This window comes from Streptomyces viridosporus (assembly GCF_002078235.1).
GTDB classification, from domain to species: Bacteria; Actinomycetota; Actinomycetes; order Streptomycetales; family Streptomycetaceae; genus Streptomyces; species Streptomyces viridosporus.
Genome location: NZ_MSGP01000817.1, coordinates 1 through 3,030 on the forward strand (window position 1 = coordinate 1; position 3,030 = coordinate 3,030).

General features: G+C 72.4%; 3 protein-coding genes. 2 read left to right on the top strand and 1 reads right to left on the bottom strand.

Annotation, left to right across the window (positions count from 1 at the left end; all coding sequences use genetic code 11):
* Positions 1 to 203: 203 nt before the first annotated feature.
* Entirely contained in the window at positions 204 to 1,373 is a 1,170-nt protein-coding gene (locus B7L92_RS37845; protein ID WP_081241615.1) for a thiolase family protein, read from the bottom strand.
* Between the two features lie 125 nt (positions 1,374 to 1,498).
* On the opposite strand from B7L92_RS37845, the gene B7L92_RS37850 reads away from it, so the two are divergent.
* Both B7L92_RS37850 and B7L92_RS37855 read left to right on the top strand, forming a co-directional pair.
* Complete coding sequence (locus B7L92_RS37850; RefSeq protein ID WP_081241616.1) at positions 1,499 to 1,969, top strand: winged helix-turn-helix transcriptional regulator; 471 nt, start codon at positions 1,499 to 1,501, stop codon at positions 1,967 to 1,969.
* A 172-nt stretch (positions 1,970 to 2,141) separates the two neighbouring features.
* Positions 2,142 to 3,030: undecaprenyl-diphosphate phosphatase (locus B7L92_RS37855; protein WP_081241617.1), on the top strand; the 889-nt coding region annotated here is incomplete at its 3' end.

The window sequence follows — 3,030 nt, forward strand, 5'->3', positions numbered from 1 at the left end:
CTCGATCCCGAACACCGCCGCCTACGCGGTGGCCGGCGCCCGCGCCTCGACACCGACCTCCCCGGCCTTCCTGATCGCGCTGGCCTGCATCGCCGTACCGGGTCTGGTGGGCGCGGCGGTGGCGTGGCGCAAACGGCACCGGCTGCGCGGGCACTGAGCCGGCGGGCACCCCGCCCGTGAGCGCGGTGCCCGCCGGCGGGGCGTCAGATCCGCTCCAGCACCATGGCGTTGGCGAGCCCGCCCGCCTCGCACATGGTCTGCAGGGCGTACCGCGCGCCGCGTTCGCGCATCGCGTGGACCAGGGTCGTCGTCAGCCGGGTGCCGCTGGCGCCCAGCGGATGGCCGATCGCGACGGCGCCGCCGTGCACGTTGACCTTGGCGAGGTCGGCGCCGGTCTCCTGCTGCCAGGCCAGGACCACACTGGAGAACGCCTCGTTGACCTCGAACAGGTCGATGTCGTCGAGGGACAGGGAGGCGCGGCGCAGCACCTTCTCGGTCGCCGGGACGACCCCGGTGAGCATCAGCAGCGGGTCGGAGCCGGTGACCGCGAAGCTGTGCAGCCGGGCGAGCGGACGCAGGCCCAGCCGGGCCGCGGTCTCGCTCGAGGTGATGAGCACGGCGGAGGCGCCGTCGTTGAGCGGGCTGGCGTTGCCCGCCGTGACGTTCCACTCGATCTGCGGGAAGCGCTCGGCGAAGGCCGGGTCGTGGTAGGCGGGCCGGAGGCCGGCCAGGACCTCGGGGGTGCTGTCCGGCCGTACGCACTCGTCGCGGGCGACGCCCTCCAGGGGCGCGACCTCGGCGTCGAACAGACCGGCGTCCCACGCCGCGGCGGCCCTGCGGTGCGAGGAGACGGCGAAGGCGTCCATCCGCTCGCGGGTGAGGGACCACTTCGCGGCGATGAGCTCCGCGCTGATGCCTTGCGGGACGAGCCCGTCCGGGTAGCGCTCGGCGACCCCGGGGCCGAACGGGTCCTTGCCGGCGGGGACGTTCGACCACATCGGCACCCGGCTCATGGACTCCACCCCGCAGGCGACGACGAGGTCGTACGCGCCGGAGATGACGCCCTGCGCCGCGAAGTGCACGGCCTGCTGGGAGGAGCCGCACTGGCGGTCCACGGTGGTCGCCGGGACGGACTCGGGCAGGCCGGCCGACAGGACGGCGTAGCGGGTGGTGTTCATGGCCTGCTCGCCGACCTGGTCGACGGTGCCGCCGATGACGTCGTCGATCAGCGCCGGGTCGACACCGGACCGCTCGACGAGGGCGCGCAGGGTGTGGGCGAGGAGCTCGACGGGGTGGACGTGGGCGAGGGCGCCGCCTGGCCTGCCCTTGCCGATGGGGGTGCGTACGGCTTCGACGACGACTGCGTCACGCATGGTGCGGGCCTCCTCGGCCTCCTCGACCGCCCGGGCGGCGACCGGCGACTACCAGTGAGTAGGAAATCCGAACTCACCATAGCGTGGAGAGTTGGAAATACAAACCCTCCCTTAGACTCGGCGGTATGGCCGCCCCCAAAGACCCGCGCCCCTGCTCGATCGCCGACACCCTGGCCCTCGTCGGCGAGAAGTACTCCCTGCTCGTCCTGCGCGAGGTGTGCCTCGGCAACGGCCGCTTCGACCAGCTGGTGCGCAACATCGGCGCGCCGCGCGACATCCTGGCCACACGGCTGAAGCGGCTCGTCGAGGCCGGGGTGCTGACCAAGCGGCCCTACAGCGAGCGCCCGCAGCGCTTCGAGTACCGGCCCACCCGGGCGGGGCTGGAGCTGGAGCCCGTCCTGCTGACCCTGATGGAGTGGGGCAACCGCCACCTCCGCCCGGACGGCGACCGGCCCATGGTGCTCGAGCACGTCTGCGGCGACGAACTCGTCCCGGTCGTCACCTGCCGGGCCTGCGGCGACCGGGTGCGCCACGAGGACCTGACGCCCCACCCGCGGACTCCGGGGTGGACGGTGGGCGGCCCGGCCACGACCTGAGCCGCCGCCCGGGGCGCACCGGGCTCCGGCGGGCCGTGAAGCCCCTGTGGAGGGCCCGTCATCTTGGGGCGCTACGCTTCCCCCTCGGCACGCCGGATCATCGATCACCGCGCACCGCGGTGCGGTGTGCCCGTCGCCCGTTCCACGATCGGCACTTGGACTCCGTTACCTCATGTCTTGGTTTGAATCCCTCATCCTCGGACTCGTCCAGGGGCTGACCGAGTTCCTCCCCGTCTCCTCCAGCGCGCACCTGCGGCTGACCGCGGCCTTCTCCGGCTGGGAGGACCCGGGCGCGGCCTTCACCGCGATCACCCAGATCGGCACGGAGGCCGCGGTGCTGATCTACTTCCGCAAGGACATCGGGCGGATCCTGTCGGCCTGGACCCGCTCGCTGACGAACAAGGAGATGCGCCGGGACCACGACGCGCGCATGGGCTGGCTCGTCATCGTCGGCTCGATCCCGATCGGCGTGCTCGGGGTGACGCTCAAGGACCAGATCGAGGGCCCGTTCCGCGATCTGCGGATCACCGCGGCGATGCTGATCGGCATGGGCATCGTCCTCGGCGTCGCCGACCGCCTCGCGGCGCGGGACGAGGGCGGCGGCCGGCACCGCGCGGCCAAGCAGCGCAAGCAGCTCGAGGACCTGACCGTCAAGGACGGCCTGATCTACGGCTTCTGCCAGGCCATGGCCCTCATCCCGGGCGTCTCCCGCTCCGGCGCCACCATCAGCGGCGGCCTGTTCATGGGCTACCGGCGCGAGGCCGCGGCCCGCTACTCCTTCCTGCTCGCCATCCCCGCGGTGCTGGCCTCCGGCCTGTTCGAGCTCAAGGACGCCGCGGAGGGCGGGCACGTCTCCTGGGGCCCGACGGTCTTCGCGACGATCGTCGCCTTCGTGACCGGGTACGCGGTGATCGCCTGGTTCATGAAGTTCATCTCGACCAAGAGCTTCATGCCGTTCGTCTGGTACCGCATCGCGCTCGGCGTCGTGATCATCGTCCTGGTGACCATGGGCGTGCTCAGCCCGCACGACGCCGGAGTCGGCGGGCTGAGCACGCCCATGG